The sequence below is a fragment of the Streptomyces flaveolus genome (genome assembly GCF_014648815.1).
GTDB classification, from domain to species: Bacteria; Actinomycetota; Actinomycetes; order Streptomycetales; family Streptomycetaceae; genus Streptomyces; species Streptomyces flaveolus.
The window spans coordinates 481,319-502,551 of record NZ_BMRV01000001.1; the positions used below are offsets into that span (position 1 = coordinate 481,319).

Annotated in this window: 22 protein-coding genes and 1 riboswitch; of the genes, 12 read left to right on the forward strand and 10 right to left on the reverse strand. The window is 73.4% G+C overall.

Translation table 11 applies throughout. The annotated features are described in order from the left end of the window. Nucleotides 1-36 precede the first annotated feature (36 nt). A complete protein-coding gene (locus tag IEZ05_RS37025) occupies nucleotides 37-93 on the reverse strand; it encodes a trp operon leader peptide (protein WP_225634270.1) in 57 nt (18 codons plus the stop codon). A gap of 104 nt (nucleotides 94-197) precedes the next feature. Between IEZ05_RS37025 and IEZ05_RS02180 the strand changes: the two genes are divergently transcribed. Both IEZ05_RS02180 and IEZ05_RS02185 read left to right on the forward strand, forming a co-directional pair. After that, entirely contained in the window at nucleotides 198-1,550 is a 1,353-nt protein-coding gene (locus IEZ05_RS02180; protein WP_189228221.1) for a class II 3-deoxy-7-phosphoheptulonate synthase, read from the forward strand. A gap of 174 nt (nucleotides 1,551-1,724) precedes the next feature. Further along, nucleotides 1,725-1,958: a (2Fe-2S)-binding protein gene (locus IEZ05_RS02185; RefSeq protein ID WP_189228222.1), complete on the forward strand. Its 234-nt coding sequence runs from the start codon at nucleotides 1,725-1,727 to the stop codon at nucleotides 1,956-1,958. Here IEZ05_RS02185 and bfr read toward each other — a convergent pair. Beyond that, the gene (bfr, locus tag IEZ05_RS02190; protein ID WP_189228223.1) at nucleotides 1,955-2,458 is read right to left on the reverse strand and encodes a bacterioferritin; all 504 of its coding nucleotides are present in this window, start codon (nucleotides 2,456-2,458) and stop codon (nucleotides 1,955-1,957) included. The two genes, IEZ05_RS02185 and bfr, sit on opposite strands and share 4 nt — an antisense overlap. A 182-nt stretch (nucleotides 2,459-2,640) precedes the next feature. Between bfr and IEZ05_RS02195 the strand changes: the two genes are divergently transcribed. Further along, nucleotides 2,641-3,288 carry a sulfite oxidase-like oxidoreductase gene (locus IEZ05_RS02195; RefSeq protein WP_189228224.1) on the forward strand — a complete coding sequence of 216 codons (648 nt, stop codon included), beginning with the start codon at nucleotides 2,641-2,643 and terminating at the stop codon, nucleotides 3,286-3,288. Between the two features lie 19 nt (nucleotides 3,289-3,307). Here IEZ05_RS02195 and IEZ05_RS02200 read toward each other — a convergent pair whose 3' ends face one another. From IEZ05_RS02200 to thiO, 5 genes are all read right to left on the reverse strand, one after another. Continuing rightward, nucleotides 3,308-4,186: a deoxyribonuclease IV gene (locus tag IEZ05_RS02200; protein WP_189228225.1), complete on the reverse strand. Its 879-nt coding sequence runs from the start codon at nucleotides 4,184-4,186 to the stop codon at nucleotides 3,308-3,310. 47 nt (nucleotides 4,187-4,233) lie between these two features. Then, entirely contained in the window at nucleotides 4,234-6,222 is a 1,989-nt protein-coding gene (pknB, locus tag IEZ05_RS02205) for a Stk1 family PASTA domain-containing Ser/Thr kinase (RefSeq protein WP_189228226.1), read from the reverse strand. A 182-nt stretch (nucleotides 6,223-6,404) separates the two neighbouring features. Continuing rightward, entirely contained in the window at nucleotides 6,405-7,202 is a 798-nt protein-coding gene (locus IEZ05_RS02210) for a thiazole synthase (RefSeq protein WP_189228227.1), read from the reverse strand. A gap of 3 nt (nucleotides 7,203-7,205) precedes the next feature. Then, a complete protein-coding gene (gene thiS, locus IEZ05_RS02215; protein ID WP_189228228.1) occupies nucleotides 7,206-7,406 on the reverse strand; it encodes a sulfur carrier protein ThiS in 201 nt (66 codons plus the stop codon). After that, nucleotides 7,403-8,611, reverse strand: coding sequence for a glycine oxidase ThiO (gene thiO / locus IEZ05_RS02220; protein ID WP_189228229.1), 1,209 nt, complete (start codon nucleotides 8,609-8,611; stop codon nucleotides 7,403-7,405). Before thiO ends, thiS begins: the two co-directional genes overlap by 4 nt. Then, nucleotides 8,609-8,720, reverse strand: a riboswitch (TPP riboswitch). Its footprint overlaps the gene before it by 3 nt. 51 nt (nucleotides 8,721-8,771) lie before the next feature. On the opposite strand from thiO, the gene IEZ05_RS02225 reads away from it, so the two are divergent. The 6 genes from IEZ05_RS02225 (at nucleotide 8,772) to IEZ05_RS02250 (ending at nucleotide 13,666) form a co-directional block, all read left to right on the forward strand. Continuing rightward, complete coding sequence (locus IEZ05_RS02225) at nucleotides 8,772-9,122, forward strand: hypothetical protein (protein WP_189228230.1); 351 nt, start codon at nucleotides 8,772-8,774, stop codon at nucleotides 9,120-9,122. 32 nt (nucleotides 9,123-9,154) lie between these two features. Then, entirely contained in the window at nucleotides 9,155-10,396 is a 1,242-nt protein-coding gene (locus IEZ05_RS02230; protein ID WP_189228231.1) for an NAD(P)/FAD-dependent oxidoreductase, read from the forward strand. A 66-nt stretch (nucleotides 10,397-10,462) separates the two neighbouring features. Continuing rightward, nucleotides 10,463-10,828 (forward strand): Rv2175c family DNA-binding protein, encoded by a 366-nt coding sequence (locus IEZ05_RS02235; RefSeq protein WP_189228232.1) that lies wholly within the window; start codon nucleotides 10,463-10,465, stop codon nucleotides 10,826-10,828. Nucleotides 10,829-10,960: 132 nt separating this feature from the next. Then, nucleotides 10,961-11,617 carry a thiamine phosphate synthase gene (gene thiE, locus IEZ05_RS02240; protein WP_189228233.1) on the forward strand — a complete coding sequence of 219 codons (657 nt, stop codon included), beginning with the start codon at nucleotides 10,961-10,963 and terminating at the stop codon, nucleotides 11,615-11,617. A 124-nt stretch (nucleotides 11,618-11,741) separates the two neighbouring features. Beyond that, entirely contained in the window at nucleotides 11,742-12,665 is a 924-nt protein-coding gene (gene metF, locus IEZ05_RS02245) for a methylenetetrahydrofolate reductase [NAD(P)H] (protein WP_189228234.1), read from the forward strand. Nucleotides 12,666-12,721: 56 nt separating this feature from the next. Further along, entirely contained in the window at nucleotides 12,722-13,666 is a 945-nt protein-coding gene (locus tag IEZ05_RS02250; RefSeq protein WP_189228235.1) for an SCO2102 family sporulation regulator, read from the forward strand. Between the two features lie 28 nt (nucleotides 13,667-13,694). On the opposite strand, the gene IEZ05_RS02255 is transcribed toward IEZ05_RS02250, so the two are convergent. Both IEZ05_RS02255 and IEZ05_RS02260 read right to left on the reverse strand, forming a co-directional pair. Next, nucleotides 13,695-15,185 (reverse strand): phytoene desaturase family protein, encoded by a 1,491-nt coding sequence (locus IEZ05_RS02255; protein ID WP_189228236.1) that lies wholly within the window; start codon nucleotides 15,183-15,185, stop codon nucleotides 13,695-13,697. A 480-nt stretch (nucleotides 15,186-15,665) separates the two neighbouring features. Continuing rightward, nucleotides 15,666-16,295, reverse strand: a complete 630-nt coding sequence (locus tag IEZ05_RS02260) for a TetR/AcrR family transcriptional regulator (RefSeq protein WP_189228237.1) — start codon at nucleotides 16,293-16,295, stop codon at nucleotides 15,666-15,668. Between the two features lie 186 nt (nucleotides 16,296-16,481). Between IEZ05_RS02260 and IEZ05_RS02265 the strand changes: the two genes are divergently transcribed. The 3 genes from IEZ05_RS02265 to IEZ05_RS02275 all read left to right on the forward strand — a co-directional run bounded on the left by IEZ05_RS02265 (nucleotide 16,482) and on the right by IEZ05_RS02275 (nucleotide 18,705). Further along, entirely contained in the window at nucleotides 16,482-17,057 is a 576-nt protein-coding gene (locus tag IEZ05_RS02265) for an SAV_6107 family HEPN domain-containing protein (protein WP_189228238.1), read from the forward strand. 130 nt (nucleotides 17,058-17,187) lie between these two features. After that, the gene (locus tag IEZ05_RS02270) at nucleotides 17,188-18,015 is read left to right on the forward strand and encodes a methyltransferase (protein WP_189228239.1); all 828 of its coding nucleotides are present in this window, start codon (nucleotides 17,188-17,190) and stop codon (nucleotides 18,013-18,015) included. A 279-nt stretch (nucleotides 18,016-18,294) separates the two neighbouring features. Beyond that, entirely contained in the window at nucleotides 18,295-18,705 is a 411-nt protein-coding gene (locus tag IEZ05_RS02275) for a DUF3040 domain-containing protein (RefSeq protein ID WP_189228240.1), read from the forward strand. Nucleotides 18,706-18,868: 163 nt separating this feature from the next. Here IEZ05_RS02275 and IEZ05_RS02280 read toward each other — a convergent pair whose 3' ends face one another. After that, nucleotides 18,869-21,211 carry a transglutaminase TgpA family protein gene (locus IEZ05_RS02280; protein ID WP_189228553.1) on the reverse strand — a complete coding sequence of 781 codons (2,343 nt, stop codon included), beginning with the start codon at nucleotides 21,209-21,211 and terminating at the stop codon, nucleotides 18,869-18,871. Nucleotides 21,212-21,233: the final 22 nt, after the last annotated feature.

A 21,233-nucleotide genomic window follows, 5' to 3' on the forward strand; every position in this document is an offset into this window, starting at 1 on the left:
CTCGGGCGGCCTTCGCGAAGTCTTGCGTACGCGCAGTCAGTGGGCCGCCGGAGGAGCGGTCCACCACCAGTTCTGGGTCGAGTGCGCGAACATAGGGCGCAGCGTACCCCACCGCGGTCCGTCCGCAGGGTGTTCCGCGTGTCTCACTCCCTGGGCACGGGGCGGGAGCGGCCATCCGACCCCGTAGTGTTGAGGCCGTGACCGTGAACGCTAAGACCAGCGCGAGCGCTGGCAACACCTGGCGAGACCTGCCCGCGGCGCAGCAGCCCGAGTACCCCGACACCGAGGCTCTGCGCGCAGTGATCGCGGACCTCGAGTCGTATCCGCCGCTCGTCTTCGCGGGCGAGTGCGACCAGCTGCGCGCCCGGATGGCGGCCGTCGCCAAGGGAGAGGCGTTCCTCCTCCAGGGCGGCGACTGCGCCGAGGCCTTCGACGCGGTGTCCGCGGACCACATCCGCAACAAGCTCAAGACCCTGCTCCAGATGGGCGCCGTGCTCACGTACGCCGCCTCCGTGCCCGTGGTGAAGGTCGGCCGGATCGCCGGCCAGTACTCCAAGCCGCGCTCCAAGCCGACCGAGACCCGCGACGGCGTCACCCTGCCGACCTACCGCGGCGACTCCGTCAACGGCTTCGATTTCACCGAAGAGGCCCGGATCCCGGACCCCGAGCGGCTCAAGCGCATGTACCACGCTTCGGCGTCCACGCTGAACCTGGTGCGCGCCTTCACCACCGGCGGCTACGCCGACCTGCGCCAGGTGCACGCCTGGAACCAGGACTTCGTGAAGTCGTCCCCGTCCGGCCAGCGCTACGAGCAGCTCGCCCGGGAGATCGACAGCGCGCTGAACTTCATGCGGGCCTGCGGCACGGACCCGGAGGAGTTCAAGACCGTCGAGTTCTACTCGTCGCACGAGGCGCTGCTGCTCGACTACGAGTCGGCGCTCACCCGCGTCGACTCCCGCACCGGGCAGCTGTACGACGTCTCCGGGCACATGGTGTGGATCGGTGAGCGCACCCGGCAGCTGGACCACGCGCACATCGAGTTCGCCTCGCGCATCCGCAACCCGATCGGCATCAAGCTCGGCCCGAGCACCACGGCCGAGGAGGCGCTGCAGTACATCGAGCGCCTGGACCCGGAGCGCGAGCCCGGCCGGCTGACGTTCATCGTCCGGATGGGCGCGGACAAGATCCGCGACAAGCTCCCGGAGCTGGTGGAGAAGGTCACCGCCTCCGGTGCCACCGTCGCCTGGATCACCGACCCGATGCACGGCAACACCTACGAGGCGGCCTCCGGCCACAAGACCCGCCGCTTCGACGACGTGCTCGACGAGGTCAAGGGCTTCTTCGAGGTGCACAAGTCGCTCGGCACCCACCCGGGCGGCATCCACGTCGAGCTCACCGGTGACGACGTCACCGAGTGCGTGGGCGGCGGCGACGAGATCTTCGTCGACGACCTGCACCAGCGCTACGAGACGGCCTGCGACCCGCGCCTGAACCGCAGCCAGTCGCTCGACCTGGCGTTCCTGGTGGCGGAGATGTACCGGGACCAGTGACGGTCCGCCCCTGACCGGGCGGCGGGACCACGGAATGGGGCGCGGGTCACACACGATCCGCGCCCCCTCCACTTTTGCCGTCCCCGAGTGATGGGTAAGGTTAGGTTTGCCTCACCGATCAGCGGGCCCTCCGGTCGTCTTCGGTACGGCACGACCTTGTACTCCGCTCGGGAGGTGAACCGCGTGTTCGTCTGCAGCTGCTTCGGTGTCACCGAGGCACAGGTGAAGAGCCACGCGGAAGCCGGCGCCTGCACGCCCCGGCAGATCGCCTCCGCCTGCAAGGCCGGCACCGACTGCGGCGGCTGCGTACGGCGCATCCAGGCACTGCTCGGCCGCGGCGCCTGCCCCCGCCGACAGCTCGCCGACCAGGGTGAACCGGTCCTCTCCGAGCTGCCCGAGGCCGCCTAGACCAGCTTCGGTCCCGAGGGGTCCGGCTGGGACTGCTCGATGACCGTCGACAGGTAGAGCGACTCGCCCAGCTTGTCGATCAGCTCCAGCTGGGTGTCCAGGTAGTCGATGTGGTGCTCCTCGTCGGCGAGGATCGCCTCGAAGATGTTGGCCGACGTGATGTCGTTCTTGGTCCGCATCACCTCGACGCCCCGGCGCAGCCGGTCGATGGCCTCGACCTCGATCTCCCGGTCGGCCTGGAACATCTCCGTCACGCTCTGGCCCACCCGCACGTGGAAGAGGCGCTGGTAGTTCGGCAGGCCGTCGAGGAGCAGGATGCGGTCGGTGAGCAGCTCGGCGTGGCGCATCTCGTCGAAGGACTCGGCGCGCGTGTACGTCGCGAGCTTGGTCCAGCCTTTGTGGTCCTGCAGCTTCGAGTGCAGGAAGTACTGGTTGATCGCGGTGAGCTCGGCGGTCAGCTGCTCGTTGAGGAACTCGATGACCTCGGGGTCGCCCTGCATCGCGTAAGGCTCCTTCCACGCGGGAACTGGCGGGTTGCGCCGCATGATTGCACCGGCATCGAAGATCGTCCAGTAAGTCTTGACTTAGTAAGTACGTACGTGCTTAGTCAGGTTTGCCCCTTTTGGTCAGATGTAAAGGGGGCGTGTCAGGGGCATCGGTCCGGGTCTGTCAGGATGGAGGCATGGGTCAGCCGGTGGAACACGGGTCGGGAGAGGGCGGTTCGGGAGAGGCGCCGCGGTTCGAGCTTCCGCCGGGACAGCGGCTCCAGCGCGGCTGGCCGGTCACGCACTACGGGCCGGTCCCCAAGTTCCGGCCCGAGCGGTGGGAGTTCCGGGTCTTCGGCTCCACCGCCGACGGCGACAAGCACTGCTGGACCCACGAGGAGTTCACCGCACTGCCGTACACCACGGTCGTGGCCGATCTGCACTGCGTGACGAAGTTCAGCATGCTCGGCTCCGAGTGGGGCGGCGTCCCGGCCCGCACGATCCTCGAGATCGCCCCGCCCGGGCCCGCCGTGACCCATGTGATGGTCTGGGCGGAGTACGGGTTCAGCTCCAACCTCCGGCTGTCCGACTTCGCCGCCGAACGCACCCTCTTCGCCACCCACAAGGACGGTGAGCTGCTGACCGCCGAGCACGGCTTCCCGCTCCGCCTGGTCGTCCCCCACCTGTACGCCTGGAAGGGCCCGAAGTGGGTCCGCGGCATCGAGTACATGACCGCCGACCGCCGCGGCTTCTGGGAGGAGCGCGGCTACCACAACATCGGCGACCCGTGGCGGGAGCAGCGCTACTCCTACCAGGAGGAGCCCGGGGACGGTCCCGAGCTCTGAACCGCGGCCGGTGCGGGCGTCAGCCGTCGCGCAGCTTCTTCAGCCGCTCCACGTCCGCGGCGTGCCCCTCCTTGCCGCCCGGCGTCTCGATCACCAGCGGCACGCCCTCGGTGGCGGGGTGCGTCATCAGCGCCCGGAACGGGTCCTCGCCGATGTGACCGGCGCCGATGTTCTCGTGCCGGTCCTTGTGCGCGCCCGCCACGTCCTTGGAGTCGTTGGCGTGGATCAGCTTCAGCCGGCCCTCGCCGACCGTGTCCACCAGCAGGTCCAGGGTCTGGTGCATGCCCGCCGGGCCGGTCAGGTCGTGCCCGGCCGCGAAGATGTGGCAGGTGTCCAGGCAGACGCCCAGCTTCGGGTGGGCGTCCAGCGCCTCGAAGTACGGTCCGAAGTCCCAGGTCCGCGAGCACAGGGAGGCGCCCTGGCCGGCGGTCGACTCCAGCAGCAGGTACGGGTCGTCGTCGTGGGTCAGCTCGTCCAGCAGCGGCAGCATGAACTCCCGCACCTGCTTCAGCGCCACCGAACGGTCCCGGCCGCCGGTCGCGCTGCCGGTGTGCACGACCACCCCGAGCGCCCCGATCTCGCGCCCGCGCCGCAGTGAGTGCCGCAGCGACTCGACCGACCGCTCCACCGTCGCCTCGGTGTGCGAACCGAAGTTGATCAGGTACGGCGCGTGCACGTACGCCGGGACCGACTCGGTGGCGCAGGCCTCCCGGAACGCCTCGTCCTGCTTCGGGTTGCCGGCCGGGGTGGCCCAGCCGCGCGGGTTGGCGACGAAGACCTGTACGGCCTCCGCCCGCAGGTCACGGGCGTAGGACAGGCCCACGGAGTGCAGGCCGCCGGCCACGGGCACGTGACCGCCGACGGGGTTGCGCGGGAGGGCGGACTGTTGACTGTTCACCCATTCAGGGTGTCATGACCGGTCCCGCGCCCGGACCGTGAGAGCCGTCACCTGATGGTGATCTCGATGGTCGACCCCTTGGGCGCCGTGTCCCCGCCCTCGACGGACTGCTCCTTCACGGTGTCGCCGAACAGCCCGAGCAGCCCGCGGTCCTCCTTGACGTCGAACCCGGCGTCCTCCAGCTTCCGCTTGGCGTCGTCCACGCTGTCGCCGGTCACGTCCGGGACCTCGATCATCTCGGGTCCCTTGGACACCGTCAGCGTCACCGTGTCGCCCTCGGCGGCGCGGCTGCCCGCGTCCGGCGTCTGCCGGGCGACCTGGCCCTTGTCGTACTCGGAGGTGACCTGCTCGGTGGCGACCTTCACCGCCAGACCGGCGTCCGTCAGCTCCGCCCTCGCGTCCGCCAGGTCGTCACCGGTGACGTCGGGCACGTCGATCGGACGGCCCTTGCTGACGACGAGGGCGACGGCGGAGCCCGCGCGCACCTCGGTGCCCGTCTTCGGGTCCGTGGAGATCACGAAGCCCCTGGGGACGTCCTGGCTGAACGCCCGGGTCACCATGCCCGGCTCCAGCCCCTCGTCCTTGAGCACGCTCCGCGCCCGGTCCAGCTTGTAGCCCTGCACGTCGGGCAGCTTCACGGTGTCGGGGCCGTCGGAGATCGTGAACGACACCGAGTCGTTCTTGCGGATCCGGGTGCCGACCCCGGGGTCGGTGCTGATGACGGTGCCCCGCTCGACCGTGTCGCTGTAGGCGTGCCGGACCGTGCCGACGTCCAGACCGGCCTCCTCCAGCCGGTCCTCGGCCTGCGCCTCGGTCTTCGACAGCAGCGGCGGCACCTTGGTGAACTGGCCGGAGTTGATGTACCAGACGCCCGTGCCGACGCCGAGGACCAGCAGCACGGCGACCACGATCGCCAGGGGCCCCCGCCCGACCTGCGGGCGGCGGCGCCGGGGCGGCAGCGGCGGGGGAGCCGTGAACCGGCTGGTGCGGTGGATCCCGTCCGCCGGGGCCTCGCCGCCGGGGAGGACGTCCTCGTCCTCGTTCACCGGCAGCGGCCGGGATGGGGGTCCCCCCGCGCGAGCGAAGCCGAGCGTGGGGGACGTCAGCGCGCGCGGGATCACGCTCGTGCGGTCCTCGGCGTTGTCGTGGTCCGCGGCGAGGGCCTGCGGCGGCACGGCGTCCAGCTGCTCGGCGCTCAGCGCCGCACGCGCCTCACGGGCCTGCGCCAGCAGCGCCACGGCGTCGTGCGGACGGACCTCCGGGGTGCGCGCGGTCGCCGACGCGACCAGCTCGTCCAGCGCGAACGCCATCCCCGGGACGGCGGCCGACGGCGGCGGCACGTCCTCGTGGAGGTGCTTGTAGAGGATCTGGGCGGGGGAGTCCCCGTCGTGCGGCTTGCCGCCGGTCAGCATCTCGTACAGGACGACACCGCACGCGTACACGTCGACCCGCGGATCGGCGGTGCCGTGCTCGATCTGCTCGGGCGCCAGGTAGGAGACCGTGCCCAGGACCGACCCGGTGGTGCTGGTGACCGTGTCCACGGCCCGCACCAGCCCGAAGTCGGCGACCTTGACCCGGCCGTCGTCCCCTATCAGCACGTTCTCCGGCTTCATGTCCCGGTGCACGAAACCGGCCCGGTGCGCTGCGCCCAGCGCGGCCAGCACCGGCTCCAGGATGTCCAGCGCGGCCCGCGGCTGCAGCGCCCCGCGCTCGCGCAGCACGTCGCGCAGGGTGCAGCCGGCGATGTACTCCATCGCCAGATAGACGTACGCCCCCTCGGCGCCCTGGTCGAAGACCTGGACGACGTTGGGGTGGTCGAGCCGGGCCACCGACTTGGCCTCGCGGATGAACCGCTCGACGAAGGTGGCGTCGGTGGCGAGCGTCGGGTGCATCACCTTCAGCGCGAGCACGCGGTCCAGGCGGGTGTCCACGGCCCGGTAGACCGTGGCCATCCCGCCGACCGCGATCCGCGCGTCGACGCGGTACCGGCCGTCGAGCACCTGCCCGACCAGAGGGTCCTGAAGGGTCGTGTCCACGCAGGCGAGTGTACGAGCAGGCACGGACACCCGGCGGGCGTCCATCCTCATCACGGCGGTACTGAAGCGCACCTGTGACGCTTCCCACGGACCGGACGCCGCCGACGGCGCTCGGCCCCCACGGGAGAGGTCCGCCTCGTGTCCGACTGGAAGCGGGTGGGAGAACGAGCGACAGCACGGGCTCACTGAAAAGCGGGCCGCTCCGGATCCAGTACCGCCAAGCCCTCCGCAGGAGACGACGCCTCCGCGAAATGCCGCCGCGGAATCCGCCCCGCCCGGCGGGCCAGCCGCCCCGCCTCCACGGCGGAGCGCATGGCGGCCGCCATCAGAACCGGCTCCTGCGCCCGCGTCACCGCCGAGGCGAGCATCACCCCCGCACACCCCAGCTCCATCGCCAGCGCCACATCCGACGCCGTACCGGCGCCCGCGTCCAGGATCACCGGCACGCGCGCGTGCTCCACGATCAGCTGGAAGTTGTGCGGGTTGCGGATGCCGAGCCCGGACCCGATCGGCGACCCGAGCGGCATGATCGCCGCGCACCCGACGTCCTCCAGCTTCCGGGCGAGGACCGGGTCGTCGTTCGTGTACGGCAGCACCGTGAAGCCGTCGTCCACCAGCGTCTCCGCCGCGTCCAGCAGCTCGACCGGGTCCGGCAGCAGGGTGCGCTCGTCGGCGATGACCTCCAGCTTGACCAGGTCCGTGCCGAGGGCCTCGCGGGCCAGGCGGGCGGTGAGGACGGCCTCCCCGGCGGTGAAGCAGCCGGCCGTGTTCGGCAGCACCCGGATGCCGAGCTTCTCCAGGACCGACAGCACGGACCCGTGCACGGACGGGTTCACCCGGCGCATCGCGACGGTCGTCAGCTCCGTGCCGGACGCCACCAGCGCGTGCTCGAGCACGTCCAGGCTGGGCGCGCCGCCGGTGCCCATGATCAGGCGGGACGAGTAGGCCGTACCGCCGAGGACGAAGGGATCGTCGGCCATGGGTCAGCCTCCTTGGACGGCGGTGAGGACTTCGACGCGGTCGCCGTCGGACAGGGCGGTGGCGGACCACTGCGTGCGCGGGACGACGGTCTCGTTCAGGGCGGCGGCCACTCCTGACGGCGCCGCGGTGAGCGTGCCCACCAGGGCGTCCAGGGCCGTGCCGGGAGCCACCTCGCGCGGCTCCCCGTTGACGGAGATGTTCATACGGCCTGCTCCGTGAGGACGGTGTGCTCGGCGAGGACAGCGGCGCCGAAGCGCCGGGGAGTGAAGGGGCGGCCCTCCTCCGGGAGTTCCCCGGTGGTCAGGACGTGCGCCATGACGTCGCCGGTGACCGGGGTCAGCAGCACGCCGTTGCGGTAGTGCCCGGTGGCCAGCAGCAGCCCCTCCAGCCCGGTCGGGCCGAGCAGCGGGGCGTTGTCCGGGGAGCCGGGACGCAGGCCCGAGCGGGTCTCCGTGAGGGGCAGCTCGGTGATGCCGGGGACCAGTTCGTGGGCGTCGCGCAGCAGCTCGTAGACGCCGCCCGCGGTCACCGTCGTGTCCCAGCCCTGCTCCTCGCTGGTGGCGCCGACGACCAGCTCGCCGCTCTCCCGGGGCACCAGGTAGAGGGGGTTGCCGCGCACCACGGCACGCACCGTCCGGCTCAGCAGCGGCGCGTGCGCGCGCGGCATGGTCAGGCGCAGCACCTGCCCCTTCACCGGCCGCACCGGCGGCACCACGGCGTCCGGCACGCCCGCGAGGCGCCCGCTCAGGCTGCCCCCGGCCAGCACCACCTGCCCGGCCCCCAGGACCGTGCCGTCGGCCGTGACGACGCCGGTCGCCCGGTCCCCGGCGACGGCGAGCCGGTCGGCCCACACCCGGTGGAACACCACGCCCGCGCGCTCGCAGGCGGCCACCAGCGCGCCGGCCAGGCGCCGGGGGTCGATCTGATGGTCGCCGTCCACCCGCAGCCCCCCGCGCACGCCCGGCGCGAGCATCGGCTCCAGGCGCCGGCACTCGCGCCCCGACAGCCACTCGGACTCCAGGCCCGAGCGTTCCTGGAGCGCGTGCAGTTCCCGCAGGTGGGCACGGTCGTCGGCGTCCAGCGCGACGGCCAGCGTGCCGCAGCGGCGGTAACCGAGGTCGTGGCCCGTGAGGTCGGTCAGCTCGGCGGCGAACTCCGGGTAGCGGCGGGCCGAGGCGAGGTTCAGCGCGAGCAGCGTCTGCTCGCCGTAGTGCAGTTCCGTGACGGCGGCCAGCATCCCGGCCGCCACCTGGGCGGCCCCGCCACCCGGTTCGGGATCCACGAGGGCCGTGGCGAGCCCGCGCTGCGCGGACCGCCAGGCCGTGACCAGGCCGATGATCCCGCCGCCCACGACGAGGACGTCCTGCGTGCGGGGTGGTACAAACGGTGCGATCGATGGGGACGACATGGGCGTCCAGCCCCTCCCTTCGCCGGCATGACCCGGATCAGGTTCGTACGGTCGGAGGCCGCCAGCCTCCCTCTCAGCCCGGTGCGTCCGGGCTCCCGCGAGTGCTTTACGTTGGCCACCCTAGCCCGCAGCGCGCCGAACTCGTAAGGGAGCCTCCACCGTGGCCCGTTCGCTCGACGGTCTCGTCCTCGCCCCGGTCACCGACCAGGCCCCCGGCCAGGTGGGGACCCGCACCCGGTTCACCTACCACGAGCAGGACGGCGAGGTCTGGGCCGAGTACGCGGGCGGCGACGTGGTCCGCGGCCGGCTGGTGGGCACCCGCGCGGGCGACCGGCTCGACTTCCGGTACGTGCAGCTCAGGACCGACGGCAGCACCTCGTCGGGGCACTGCGTGTCGACGGTCGTCGACCTGCCCGACGGGCGGGTGCGCCTGGAGGAGACCTGGGAGTGGGAGTCGCGGCAGGGCAGCGGGACGAGCGTTGTGGAAGAGATCACCGCGCACGAGGACTGACCGGCGATTTGCCGGGTGTCTAAGGTGATCAGGTGAACGAGCAGACGCAGGAGCGGGGAGCGGACGCGGAGCGACGCGTGGTCGTCGTCGGTGCGGGCATGGCGGGCGTGCAGACCGCGGTCGCCCTGCGCGAACAGGGCTTCACCGGCACCGTGACGCTGATCGGCGCCGAACCCCACCAGCCGTACGACCGCCCCCCGCTGTCCAAGGCCGTCCTGCTCGGCACGGCCGAGGGCTCCGCCTTCGACGTCGACTTCGAGGCGCTCGGCATCGAGCTGCGGCTCGGCTGCGAGGCGCTGGGCCTGCGCCCCGACGCGCACGTCCTGGACACCTCCGCCGGGCCCGTGCCGTACGACGTCCTCGTCGTGGCGACCGGTGCCGAACCGGTCCGGCTGCCCGGTGCCGAGGGCGTCCCCGGCGTGCATCTGCTGCGCACCCTGGACGACGCGGAGCGGCTGCGCCCGGTGCTCGCCCGGCAGCACGACATCGTGGTCGTCGGCGCGGGCTGGATCGGCGCCGAGTTCGCCACCGCCGCGCGCGAGGCGGGCTGCGCGGTGACCGTCGTGGAGGCCGCCGACCGGCCGCTCGCCGGGGCGCTGCCCGCCGAGGTCGCCGCCCCCATGACCGCCTGGTACGCCGACGCGGGCGCCGTCCTGCGCACCCACGCGCGCGTGGAGCGGGTCGAGCCCGGTCACGTCGTCCTCGATGACGGCTCGTGGCTGCCCGCCGGCGCCGTCGTCGTCGGCATCGGCGCCCGGCCCGCCACCGCCTGGCTCGCCGGCTCCGGCATCGAGCTCGGCGCGCACGGCGAGGTCCTGGCCGACGACCGCCTGCGCACCTCCGTGCGCGACGTCCACGCGGTCGGCGACTGCGCCTCCTTCCCCTCAAGCCGCTACGGGGAGCGCCTGCTCGTCCACCACTGGGACAACGCCCTCCAGGGCCCGCGCACGGTCGCCGCCGACATCGTCGGCGCCCCCACGGGCGAGGCCGCGCCGGTCTACGACCCGGTGCCGTACTTCTGGTCCGAGCAGTTCGGCCGGTTCGTCCAGTACGCGGGGCACCACACGTCCGCCGACAGCACCCTGTGGCGCGGCGACCCCTCCGGTCCCGCCTGGACGGTCTGCTGGCTGCGCGACGAGCGGCTGATCGCCCTGCTGGCGGTGGGCCGCCCCCGGGACCTGGCCCAGGGCAGGCGCCTGATCGAGGCGGGCGCCAGGATGGACCCCCGGCTGCTCGCCGACCCCGCGCGGCCGCTGAAGGCGGCGACGGCGTAGTCCCCCGTCGGCGGGTTGGGACGGGTCCGGCTTCCGACTGTCAGTGCCAGATGGCAGGCTTGAGACGTGACCGAGATTGACGCAAAGATCGATGCTCTCGTACCCGCCTGGCTCACCGTCCCCGACATCGCCGAAATGCTCGGCGTCGAGGTGACCCGCGTGCGACAGCTGATCAAGGAAGGCCAGCTCATCGCCGTCCGCCGTGGTGAGAACCGCGCGCTGCACGTCCCGGCGGCCTTCATCGACGAGGACAAGGTCGTCAAGGGCCTGGTCGGGACCCTGACCCTGCTGCGGGACGACGGCTTCACGGTCGAGGAGATGCTCGAGTGGCTCTTCACGCCCGACCCGACCCTGCCCGGCACCCCCGCGCAGGCGCTGAGCGAGAATCGCGGCACGGAGGTGAAGCGCCGCGCCCAGGCGCTCGCCGTCTGACCTGACACACCGTCCGGCGTACGGGCCGCGAGACACCCGCGGTCCGTACGCCACGGCCGCCACCGGCGGCGGCCGTCCGCCGCGCCGCCGCCCGCCGCGGCCCGTACGTCACCGATCTGGGGGGACACACGTATGTCCGAGACCGCCGCCACCGCACGCGCCCGGCTCGCCGACGCCCGGCTCTACCTGTGCACGGACGCCCGCAGGAGCCAGGGCGACCTGCCCGAATTCCTGGACGCGGTGCTGGCCGGCGGCGTCGACATCGTGCAGCTGCGCGACAAGGGCATGGAGGCCGCCGAGGAACTGGAACACCTGAAGGTCTTCGCCGACGCCTGCGCCCGCCACGGCAGGCTCCTCGCGGTCAACGACCGGGCGGACGTCGCCCACGCCGCCGGCGCCGACGTGCTGCACCTCGGCCAGGGCGACCTGCCGGTGCCCGCCGCCCGGGCGATCCTCGGCGACGACGTCCTCGTCGGCCGCTCCACGCACGCCGAGTCCGAGGCCGCCGCGGCCGCCGCCCAGGAGGGCGTGGACTACTTCTGCACCGGTCCGTGCTGGCCGACCCCCACCAAGCCCGGCCGCCACGCGCCCGGCCTGGACCTGGTCCGGTACACCGCGTCCCTGGGCACCGACCGCCCCTGGTTCGCGATCGGCGGCATCGACCTCGGCAACCTCGACGAGGTGCTGGAGGCGGGCGCCCGCCGGGTCGTCGTGGTCCGCGCCATCACCGCGGCGGACGACCCCGGTGCGGCGGCGGCCGAGTTCGCGAAGCGCCTGCGGCAGGCGTAGGCCGGGAGCACGTCCGGCGCGGTTGCCGGAGGCATGTGTCCAAGGGATGGACAACAAGTCGACAATACGGACAAATGACCCGCATCCGGTTGGGGGGCCGCCACTCCCTGGCTAACCTGCCCGTATGGCCCTTGGAACCGCATCCACCAGGACTGATCGCGCACGCACCGTGCGGGACATCCTCGCCGCCGGCAAGACGACGTACTCGTTCGAGTTCTCCGCGCCGAAGACGCCCAAGGGCGAGAGGAACCTGTGGAGTGCGCTCAGGAGGGTGGAGGCGGTCGCCCCCGACTTCGTCTCCGTGACCTACGGCGCGGGCGGCTCCACCCGCGCGGGCACGGTCAAGGAGACCGAGCAGATCGTCGCCGACACGACCCTGACCCCGGTCGCCCACCTGACCGCGGTCGACCACTCCGTCGCGGAGCTGCGCAACATCATCGGCCAGTACGCCGACGCGGGGATCCGCAACATGCTGGCCGTGCGCGGCGACCCGCCCGGTGACCCGACGGCCGACTGGGTCCCGCACCCCGAGGGCCTCACGTACGCGGCCGAGCTGGTCAGGCTGATCAAGGAGTCGGGCGACTTCTGCGTCGGCGTCGCGGCCTTCCCGGAGATGCATCCGCGCTCCGCGGACTGGGACACCGACGTGACGCACTTCGTCGACAAGTGCCGGGCCGGCGCCGACTACGCGATCACGCAGATGTTCTTCCAGCCCGAGTCGTACCTGCGCCTGCGCGACCGGGTCGCCGCGGCCGGCTGCGAGACCCCGGTCATCCCCGAGGTCATGCCGGTGACCAGCGTGAAGATGCTGGAGAGGTTGCCGAAACTCAGCAACGCCTCCTTCCCGGCCAAGCTGAAAGAGCGCATCCTCGCGGCACAGGACGATCCGGCGGCTGTACGCTCCATTGGAATCGAGTTCGCCACGGAGTTCTGCGCGCGGCTGCTGGCCGAGGGTGTGCCCGGGCTGCACTTCATCACGCTCAACAACTCCACGGCGACGCTGGAAATCTACGAGAACCTGGGCCTGCACCACCCCCCGCGGGCCTAGACCGGCCGCACGTATTTGCGACACACTGCGTAACGGCCACTGGGAGAGGGGCGTACATGGGCTGGACGGTCCTCTACATCGCGTTCGGCATCGTCGCGCTGTGGCTGCTGGGTGAGGTGCTGCTGCAGTACAAGGCGCGGCTGCGCTGGCGGCTGCTCGCCTTCGGCGGGTTCGCCGGCGTGGTGGCCGGCGTGCTGATGTCGAACGTGCTGGTCATCGGAGCGGGCGCCGCCGCCTTCGCGGTCGGCCAGACCTACGTCACCCTGTCGTTCCGCCGTGGCTTCGAGGCCGGATGGGCGGTCAACGCCCCGGCGGGCCTGGTGGGCAGCAAGCGCCGCCGTCCCGAACGGGGCCGCCAGGAACCGACGTTGGAGGTCTCCGGCCTGGAGGCGGGCGACGCCGCCCCCGGCACCCACGAGGACCGCGCGCCGGGCCGGGACGGCCTCTCCTTCGGCCACGACGACCACGACCGCGACGACGTCTTCACCCCGGTCCGCCCCGCCGAGGCGACCGCCGTCTACGCGCCGCAGCCCATGCCGGACGACACCGGTTCGTACGGCGTGTACGGCGACGGCTCCGGTTACGGCCAGGACCAGCAGGCACCGGCCGCGCAAAGCCCCGACCAGGCCTACGCCTACGACTACTCCGGCTACGGCCAGCAGGGCTACGGCTACGACACCGGCCAGCAGCAGTACGCCGCCTACTCCGACCCGTACATCGGCACCCACACCTACGGCGGCGGGTCGTACGACACCGGCGGCTACGACACCACCGGTACGGCGCAGTACGACCAGCAGGGCTACGGGCAGGGCCAGTACCCCGCCGGTACACCCGGCGGCTACGGCGGCGAGACCCCACCCGGCGGGGTGTGGGTGCCGCAGCAGCGCACCGCCGACGACCCGTACGGCGGCGAACTCCCGCCGGAGCAGGCGTACCCGTACCAGGGCAACGGCCAGCCGCAGGGCCCGGGTCAGGGATACGACGAGCAGTACCGCTTCTGACGGCACCCGGGCCCGGCCGTCCCGGCGGTCACTGAGAGCCCCGGAAGTCCGGCCCCTCCACGACGAGTCCGGCGACCAGCGCGCCCGACATGCCCGCGTGCGGCAGCCCACCGCCGGGATGCGACCAGCCGCCCGCCGTGAACAGCCCCGCGAGCGCCGTGCTGTTGCCCGCGTGCAGCAGCCGGCCGCCCGCCGCCGCCAGCGCCGGAGCCGGAACCGCGCCGCCCGCCGCTCCGGTCTCCGCCGCGATGTCGGCCGGGGTGCGCACCTCCTGCCACAGGAGACGGTCGCGCAGCCCCGGCACGGCCCGCTCGGCGACAGCGACGAGGCGCTCGGCACTGCCCTCGGCGTCGGCGCCGGAGGGCACCACCGAGCTGAGCGTGACCGCCTCGTGGTCCGGGCCGGGGACCAGCCCCGGGTCGTCGGGCCGCAGGATCGTGACGGTCGGACCCGCGGGCGCACCGGGCGCGGCACCGAACAGCGAGTCCAGCTCGCCCGCACGGTCCTGGGCGTGCACCACCGTCCGGTGCGCCGTGCCCTCGGGACGGCCGCCCCGCAGCGCCAGCAGCACCGTGACCCGGCTCGCCGCCCCGCGCTGCGGCGGAACCCCGCCCGCACCGCGCACCACCGTGTCCCCGGCGAGGCGGTCCAGCACGCCGGGCGCCACACCGGCGACCACGAACTCGGCCTCGGCCACCTCACCGCCGGCCAGCTCCACGCCCGCCACCCGGCCGTCCTTCTCGACGATCGCCGTGACCTCGGTGTCGAAGCGGAACTCGACCCGGCGCTCCCGGCACCGCTCGTACACCGCCCGCGCCAGCTCCCGCAGACCGCCGCGCACGTACCACATGCCGAAGGCGTGCTCCATGTACGGCAGCACGGCCGCGTTCGCCGGGACGGTCCGGGGATCGAGGCCGTACGCGAGCGCGTGGCTCTCCAGCAGGGCGGTGAGCCGGGGGTCCCGCAGCTCCCAGGCGGCGACCTCGGCGAGCGTGCCGGCCCGGCGGGTGCGCAGCAGCCGCTTGTGGGGGACCGCCGGGTACGGCTCGCGTTCGGCCAGCACCTGCCAGTCGGGCCACAGGGGCTCCTCGAGGAGCGGCCGGCGCGTGCGGTCCCAGGCCTCCCGGGCCCGCACCAGCAGGTCGCCCCAGCGCTGCCCGGCGGGGGCGCCGAGCGCCTCGTCCAGGGCGGCGACCACGCCCGCCCGCGAGGCGTTCGGCAGCGAGACCTCCGTGCCGTCCGCGAACACGTGCCGTGACGACGGGTCGACCTGGACCAGCTCGACGCGGGACTCCAGCGGCTCCTTGCCGGTCTTGACGAACAGGTCGCGCCAGACCGCGGGCAGGGGCAGCAGACCGGGGCCGGTGTCGAAGGAGAAGCCGTCCCGCTCGAAGCGGCGCACCGCCCCGCCGTACGTCCCGGTCCGCTCGTACACCGCCACCCGGTGGCCCGCGACGGCCAGCCGGGCGGCGGCCGCCATCGCGCCCATCCCGGCGCCGATCACCGCAATCCGTGCCATGCCAGGGACTTTATCCGCCGCCACCGACGGTCCGGTCCGAGGGGCCGTGAGGAGTCCCCGGCGGTCCCGGCCTCCAGGGCTGCCGTCCCGCGGGCCCCGCTGAGTACCCCGACGGGCGTGCGGGTGACCGGTCGGTGCGGCGCCCCGGTGGGCGCGGCTGCACAGGACTGAGTACCCGTACCTAGCCGAGGAGATGAGTACGCGCACGGATGGGTCCCGACCTGCGATGACGAGAGAGTGGGGGCACGGAGAGGGGCACGGCTCCGGCACCGGCGACACGGGGCGCCGGAACGGAGCCGGGCCCGCGATCCGCTCCTTCCGCCGGCCGCGGCCGGCGGAAGCGAGGCACGGGGGATCCCGGGGGACGACCGAGAACGGGGGCCCACGGGGGGACGTACGGGGGAGAAGGCGCCGGTCCGACGGTGGCCCGCGGGGGACGCGGCCACCACGGACCGGCGTTCCTCGTGTCCGGCCCGCGTCTCAGCGGCAGCCGCTCACCCGCCCCTGGAGCAGCCGGGACAGGGCCGCGTGCACGTCGTCGAGGGACCGCTCCGGCTGGAACGACTTCCAGTCCAGCGCCGCCACCAGGACCATGCCGACCAGCGCGGCGGCGGTCAGCGGCACGTCGATCTCCTCGCTGAACTCGCCGCCGGCCACCCCGTCGCGCAGCACGTCCTCCACCACCGCGACGGCCTGCTGCCGGACCACCAGGAGCGTCGACTGCCAGGCCCGGTTGGTCCGCCACAGCTCCGCCACGTACAGCTGGGTGAAGGCGGGGTAGCGGTCGATGAAGACCAGCCCGGCGCGGATCATCGCGTCCAGCGCGTCGACCCGGCCCCGGCCCTCCCGCGCCGTGCGCTCCGCCGCCTCCCGCAGCGAGGCCGTCAGGAGCCCGACCCCGTGCCGCAGCAGCTCCTCGAAGAGGACGGACTTGCTGGCGAAGTTGTAGTAGACCGTGCCCTTCGCGACCCCGGCGCGCTCGGCGATCTCGTCCACGGTGGTGGCGGAGAAGCCCTGCTCGGCGATGAGGGTGACGGCCGCCTCGTAGAGCTTCTGCCGGGTGGCCTCGCGCCGGCTGCTGCCCGGCGAGGCGGTGCTGCTGCTTTCCATGGTCCCGATTCTCACAGCACCCTGCCCGGCACGGTGACCGCAGGGCCTGGCGGCTCACCGGCTCCCGAACACACGATCGCATCAAAAGTCCAGGTCGGAACGGATTGTCAGTGGCATACCGCACGATGGGCACATACGGCACCTCCTGCCGGGGGGTGCCGTCACGGAGACGACAGGAGGATCGTCATGGCCCACTCGTCCGCAGCCGCCGCCCGGCGGCCCCGCGCAGCCGGCCCTGCCCCCTCACTGAACGGCCCGGCGAGCGACGTGCACCCCGTGCTCCGCCGGACATCCGCCCCGCCCGCCGCCCTGGACCTGCTCGCCCAGGCCCGCGCCGGACTGGAGGAGGCCGGCGTCCTCGAAACACCGAACGAGCGGTACGCCACGGCCCACCTCGCCGCCCTGCGCACCGCCGCCGCCGTGCTCGCGGCGCGCGGCCGGCCCGAGAGCACCCCGCGGGCCCGGGCCCGCATCCGCAGCGCCTGGGAGGTGCTCCCCGAGATCGCGCCCGAGCTCGCCGACTGGAGCGCGCTGTTCGCCTCGGGCGCCCGGCGCCGGGCCCGGGCCGAGGCGGGCATCCAGGGAGCGGCGGGCAGCCGGGACGCCGACGACCTGATGCGCGACGTGTCGATGTTCCTGCGCATCGTGGAGCGGATGCTCGTCCTCCAGCCGGTCCTGCCCCAGCCCCGCCCCGACACGGACACGCAGGCCCCGGGCCGCCCGCCGGGTGCGCCGGCGGCGGGCGGCGGGTACCCGGAGTGACCGGTCGGCGCACCGGAGGCAATAGGGTGGGAGACGCCTGAAGCCTGCCCCTTCCCGCACCCGGGCCGGGGAGGCAGCCCGTTCGCTCCGCCCCTGCCAGAGGCGGTGCCGCGCCGAGGAGTCAACTGCCGTGTCGGACCCGATGCGCCCGCCCGCCTCCCCCCACCGCGCCGAAGCGGCGTCGCTGCGCTCCGACCCCTCCCGGTCCCGCGCCGCCCTGCGCACCGCCGTGGTCTGGGAGGTCCTCCAGGACGCCCTCGACCGCCGGGTCAAGGCCACGGGCCGCCAGGCACTGGACGTCCTGGACACCGGCGGCGGCAGCGGCAACTTCGCGGTGCCCCTGGCCCGCCTCGGCCACCGCGTCACCGTCGTCGACCCCAGCCCCAACGCGCTCTTCGCCCTGGAGCGCCGGGCCGCCGAGGCCGACGTCGCCGACCGGGTGCGGGGCGTCCAGGGCGACGTCCACGGCCTCTTCGACGTCGTCGAGCGCGGCGGTCACGACGTGGTGCTGTGCCACGGCGTCCTGGAGTACGTGGACGACCCCGCGGAGGGCGTCCGCAACGCGGTGGCCGCCCTGCGCGCCGAGGGCGTCCTCAGCCTGCTCGCCGCCGGTCTGGGCGGCGCCGTGCTCGCACGGGCTCTCGCCGGCCACTTCACGGAGGCCCGGCAGGCGCTCGACGACCCGGACGGCCGCTGGGGCACGGGCGACCCGGTGCCCCGCCGGTTCACCGCGGAGCAGCTCACCGGCCTGGTCGAGGACGCGGGGCTCCGGGTCGGCGCCGTGCACGGCGTGCGGGTCTTCGCCGACCTCGTCCCCGGTGTGCTGGTGGACACCGAGCCCGGCGCCCTGGACGCCCTGCTCAAGCTCGAGGCCGCGGCGGCCGAGCTCGCCGCCTTCCACTCCGTGGCCACGCAACTTCATGTGCTCGGTGAGACCCGGGGGACCGGAGAGGCCTGAGTGCCGACTGGTGAGGTAGGCCGCTGATCAGGGCCGCGGCTGCAGATGGAGTACGCCACAGGCCCCCCGAACGGGGGCCCGGCGCCGTATGATCGAGGGAGACCGCCCGGCATGACGGGTCGGCCGCTGGGGAAAGGGAATGTCAGCGAGCCGGCGCGGCCATGACGGAGTCCGGTTGGCCAATTGGCGTAGAGGGGCGGGTTTCACGGGGGCGATTCCCTGCCTATCCTGAAGGGACCCCCCGGGTCGCCCCGGCGACTGCACGATGAGGAGGACTCCGTGCCGCTCTCGGAGCACGAGCAGCGCATGCTCGAGCAGATGGAGCGAGCGCTGTACGCCGAAGATCCCAAGTTCGCGTCGGCGCTCGAGGGAAGCGGGCTGCGTACGTACACCCGGCGGCGGGTCTACCAGGCGGTCGCGGGCTTCCTCGTGGGAATTGCGCTCCTCATGGCCGGTATGGTCGCCAAGCAAGTCTGGCTCAGCGTGGTGGGTTTCCTCGTCATGCTGGGCTGCGCGGTCCTCGCCGTGACCGGCTGGCGCAAGGCTCCCAAACCGGGCGAGCAGCCCGCTGTGGGCGCCGTGGGCGCCGGGCCACAGGCAGGCCGCCAGGCGCGGCAAAGACGCTCCATGATGGACCGCATAGAGGAGCGCTGGCAGCGGCGCCGGGACGAGCAGCAAGGCGGTCAGTAGCCGGCTCTCCGCCCACCACGACAGTCGCGTGAGGGGGTGACCACCGAATCGGTGGTCACCCCCTCACGCATGCCGGTGCCCCTTCTCGCGAGACACGCCACCGGCAGCGGGCCCGGACCGTCGGGTGAACGGCCGGCCCCGCTGCCCCCTCCTGCTCGGAAGATCAGCCCTGCTGCCCCGACGTCTTCCGCAGCGTCGGCCGGGCCGCCGAGACGCGCCGCCCGAGGGCCGCCCACCGGGCGGACGCGGCCCAGACCACCCGGACGGTGGAACGCGGGGCGAACCGTGCGCGCAGTGCCGTCCGCCGGCTGACCGTGGCCCGCAGGCCCGCGCTCACGCGGTGCACGTCCTCCGTGAGACCCGCGGCCGGGCGCGGCCGGGGCGCGTAGAGAACCTGTTCCACGGCGTCCGCCACCCGGTGCACCCCGGCCGCGGCGGCCGCGTCGAGCTGCCCGAGCCGGACGATCCGGGCCGCCGCCCTGCGCGGCGTCTGCGACTGCTCCGGCGGGATACCGAAGTCCCAGGCGGTGTCGGTCAGCTCCTCCCACACCGCCAGGACGTGCGGCACCGCGTCCGCCTCGCCCCGGCCGTGCCCACCCAGCCGGACCGAACGGATCCGCATCCGCCACAGCATCGGTGCCAGCGGAACCACCAGTACCGCGAGCCCGCCCAGCGACCAGCCCAGGACCGCGTACCACTTCGGTCCGCCGCCTCCCGTGACCGGCACCGCCGCCGCCGACTCACCCGGGCAGGCCTCCAGCTTCCTCTGCTGGGCCGAGCAGCTCTCGCTCGTCGAGGGCGCCGCCGACGGCTCCGACGTCGCGTCCCGGGACGGCAGCGCGGGGTCGGGGACCGTGTTCCCCGGCGTGTTCTCCACCGTGTAGGGCGGAACCGAACCCCGGGTCGGCGTGGGCTCGAACCGGGTCCAGCCCACCCCCTCGAAGTACAGCTCGGGCCAGGCGTGCGCGTCCCGCAGTCCCACCGACACCGAACCGTCCGCCTGCGGGGAGCCGGGCGCGAACCCGACCGCGACCCGCGCCGGGATGTCGAGGGAACGGGCCATCGCCGCCATGGCGAACGAGAAGTGGACGCAGAAGCCCTGCTTGTCCTTCAGGAAGCGGGCGATGGCCTGCGAACCGCTGCCGACCTGCACCTGGGTGTCGTACTCGAACCCACCGGTGATCGCGAAGTACTCCTGGAGCGCGACCGCCTGCTCATAGGGGTTCGACGCGCCTTCGGTCACGTCCCGGGCGGTCTGCGCCACCACCGGCGGCAGCGAGTCCGGCAGCTCGGTGTACTCCCGCCTCAGGGCCGCCGGCGGCCGCGGAGCCGTGGCGAGCTGCTCCGCCGTCGGCCGCACGTCCAGGCTCCGCACCTCGTACGTCAGCCCGCGCGTGTTCTGGCCGTGGTCGCCGACCAGCGTCATACCGACGGGCTCGTAGCGCCAGTTGCCGCCGATCCGGACGCCGCTGGGCGGGTACGGCATCGGCAGCCAGTCCTGGGCGTACCAGTCCGCGGCCGAGATCGTGGTCTCCGTCTCCACCCGCTCGATGTCGGGGCCCAGGCCGGCCGGCGTGGGGAAGGTGCCCCCCGGCACGGCGGTGATGTTCCGTTTCGACGGCTTCCAGGTGCTGCCGTCGAAGTCGTCCAGGGACACGATCCGCAGGTACAGGCCGGAGATGTCGCTCGAGTCGGTCTTGACGGACAGGACCTGGCGGTCCTCGTCGACGTTGAGACTGTCGCGCAGGGAGACCAGCGGGTTGACCGCGGAGATCGTGCCGCCGCCCCCGGTGCCGGAGCCGACGCCCGTCCCGGCGCCGTCCAGCAGCCCGCCGTCCATCGCGGGCAGCGCGAGCGGCACCGCCAGGGCCACGCCCAGCGCCAGCGCGCCGATGCGGCGCCCGGTGCGCACCGGGGCCACCGCGCCGCCGCGGTCGCCGCCCGGCAGGCGCGGGGCCCCGCCGAAGACCCGGCCCCACTGCGAGAGCCGCTCGCGGCCCTCGGCCAGCAGCAGCATCAGATAACCGGCCGCCGCGACCAGGAACCACAGCCAGTCGGCGGCGCCGTCGGACAGCCCCGCGGCCACGGAGTACAGAGCCAGCAGCGGCAGCCCCGCCGGAGCCGCGCTGCGGAAGGTCACCGCGAGGGTGTCCACCAGCAGGCCGATCACCAGCACGCCGCCGACCAGCATCAGACGGATGCCGTCGGAGCCGAGCGGTGCGGGGATCGCATAGCGCGCGATGTCGTCGCTGCCCTGCCGCAGCAGCTCGGCGAAGTGCCGGAAGGCCTCCGGGCCGGGGATCAGCCCGGCGAGGGCCTGCTGACGGGCGAAGTCCAGGGTGAGCAGCATCAGCCCGACCACGGCCTGCGCGGCGATGGTCAGCGGCCGGGCCAGCGGCACCCGGCGGGCCGCCGCGCCCACCCCCGACTGGACCGCCAGCAGGACCGCCGCCTCGAGGATCCAGAAGGCCGGGTCGACCAGGGGCAGCAGCGCGCACGCCGCCATCAGGGTGGCCGCCCACGCCCAC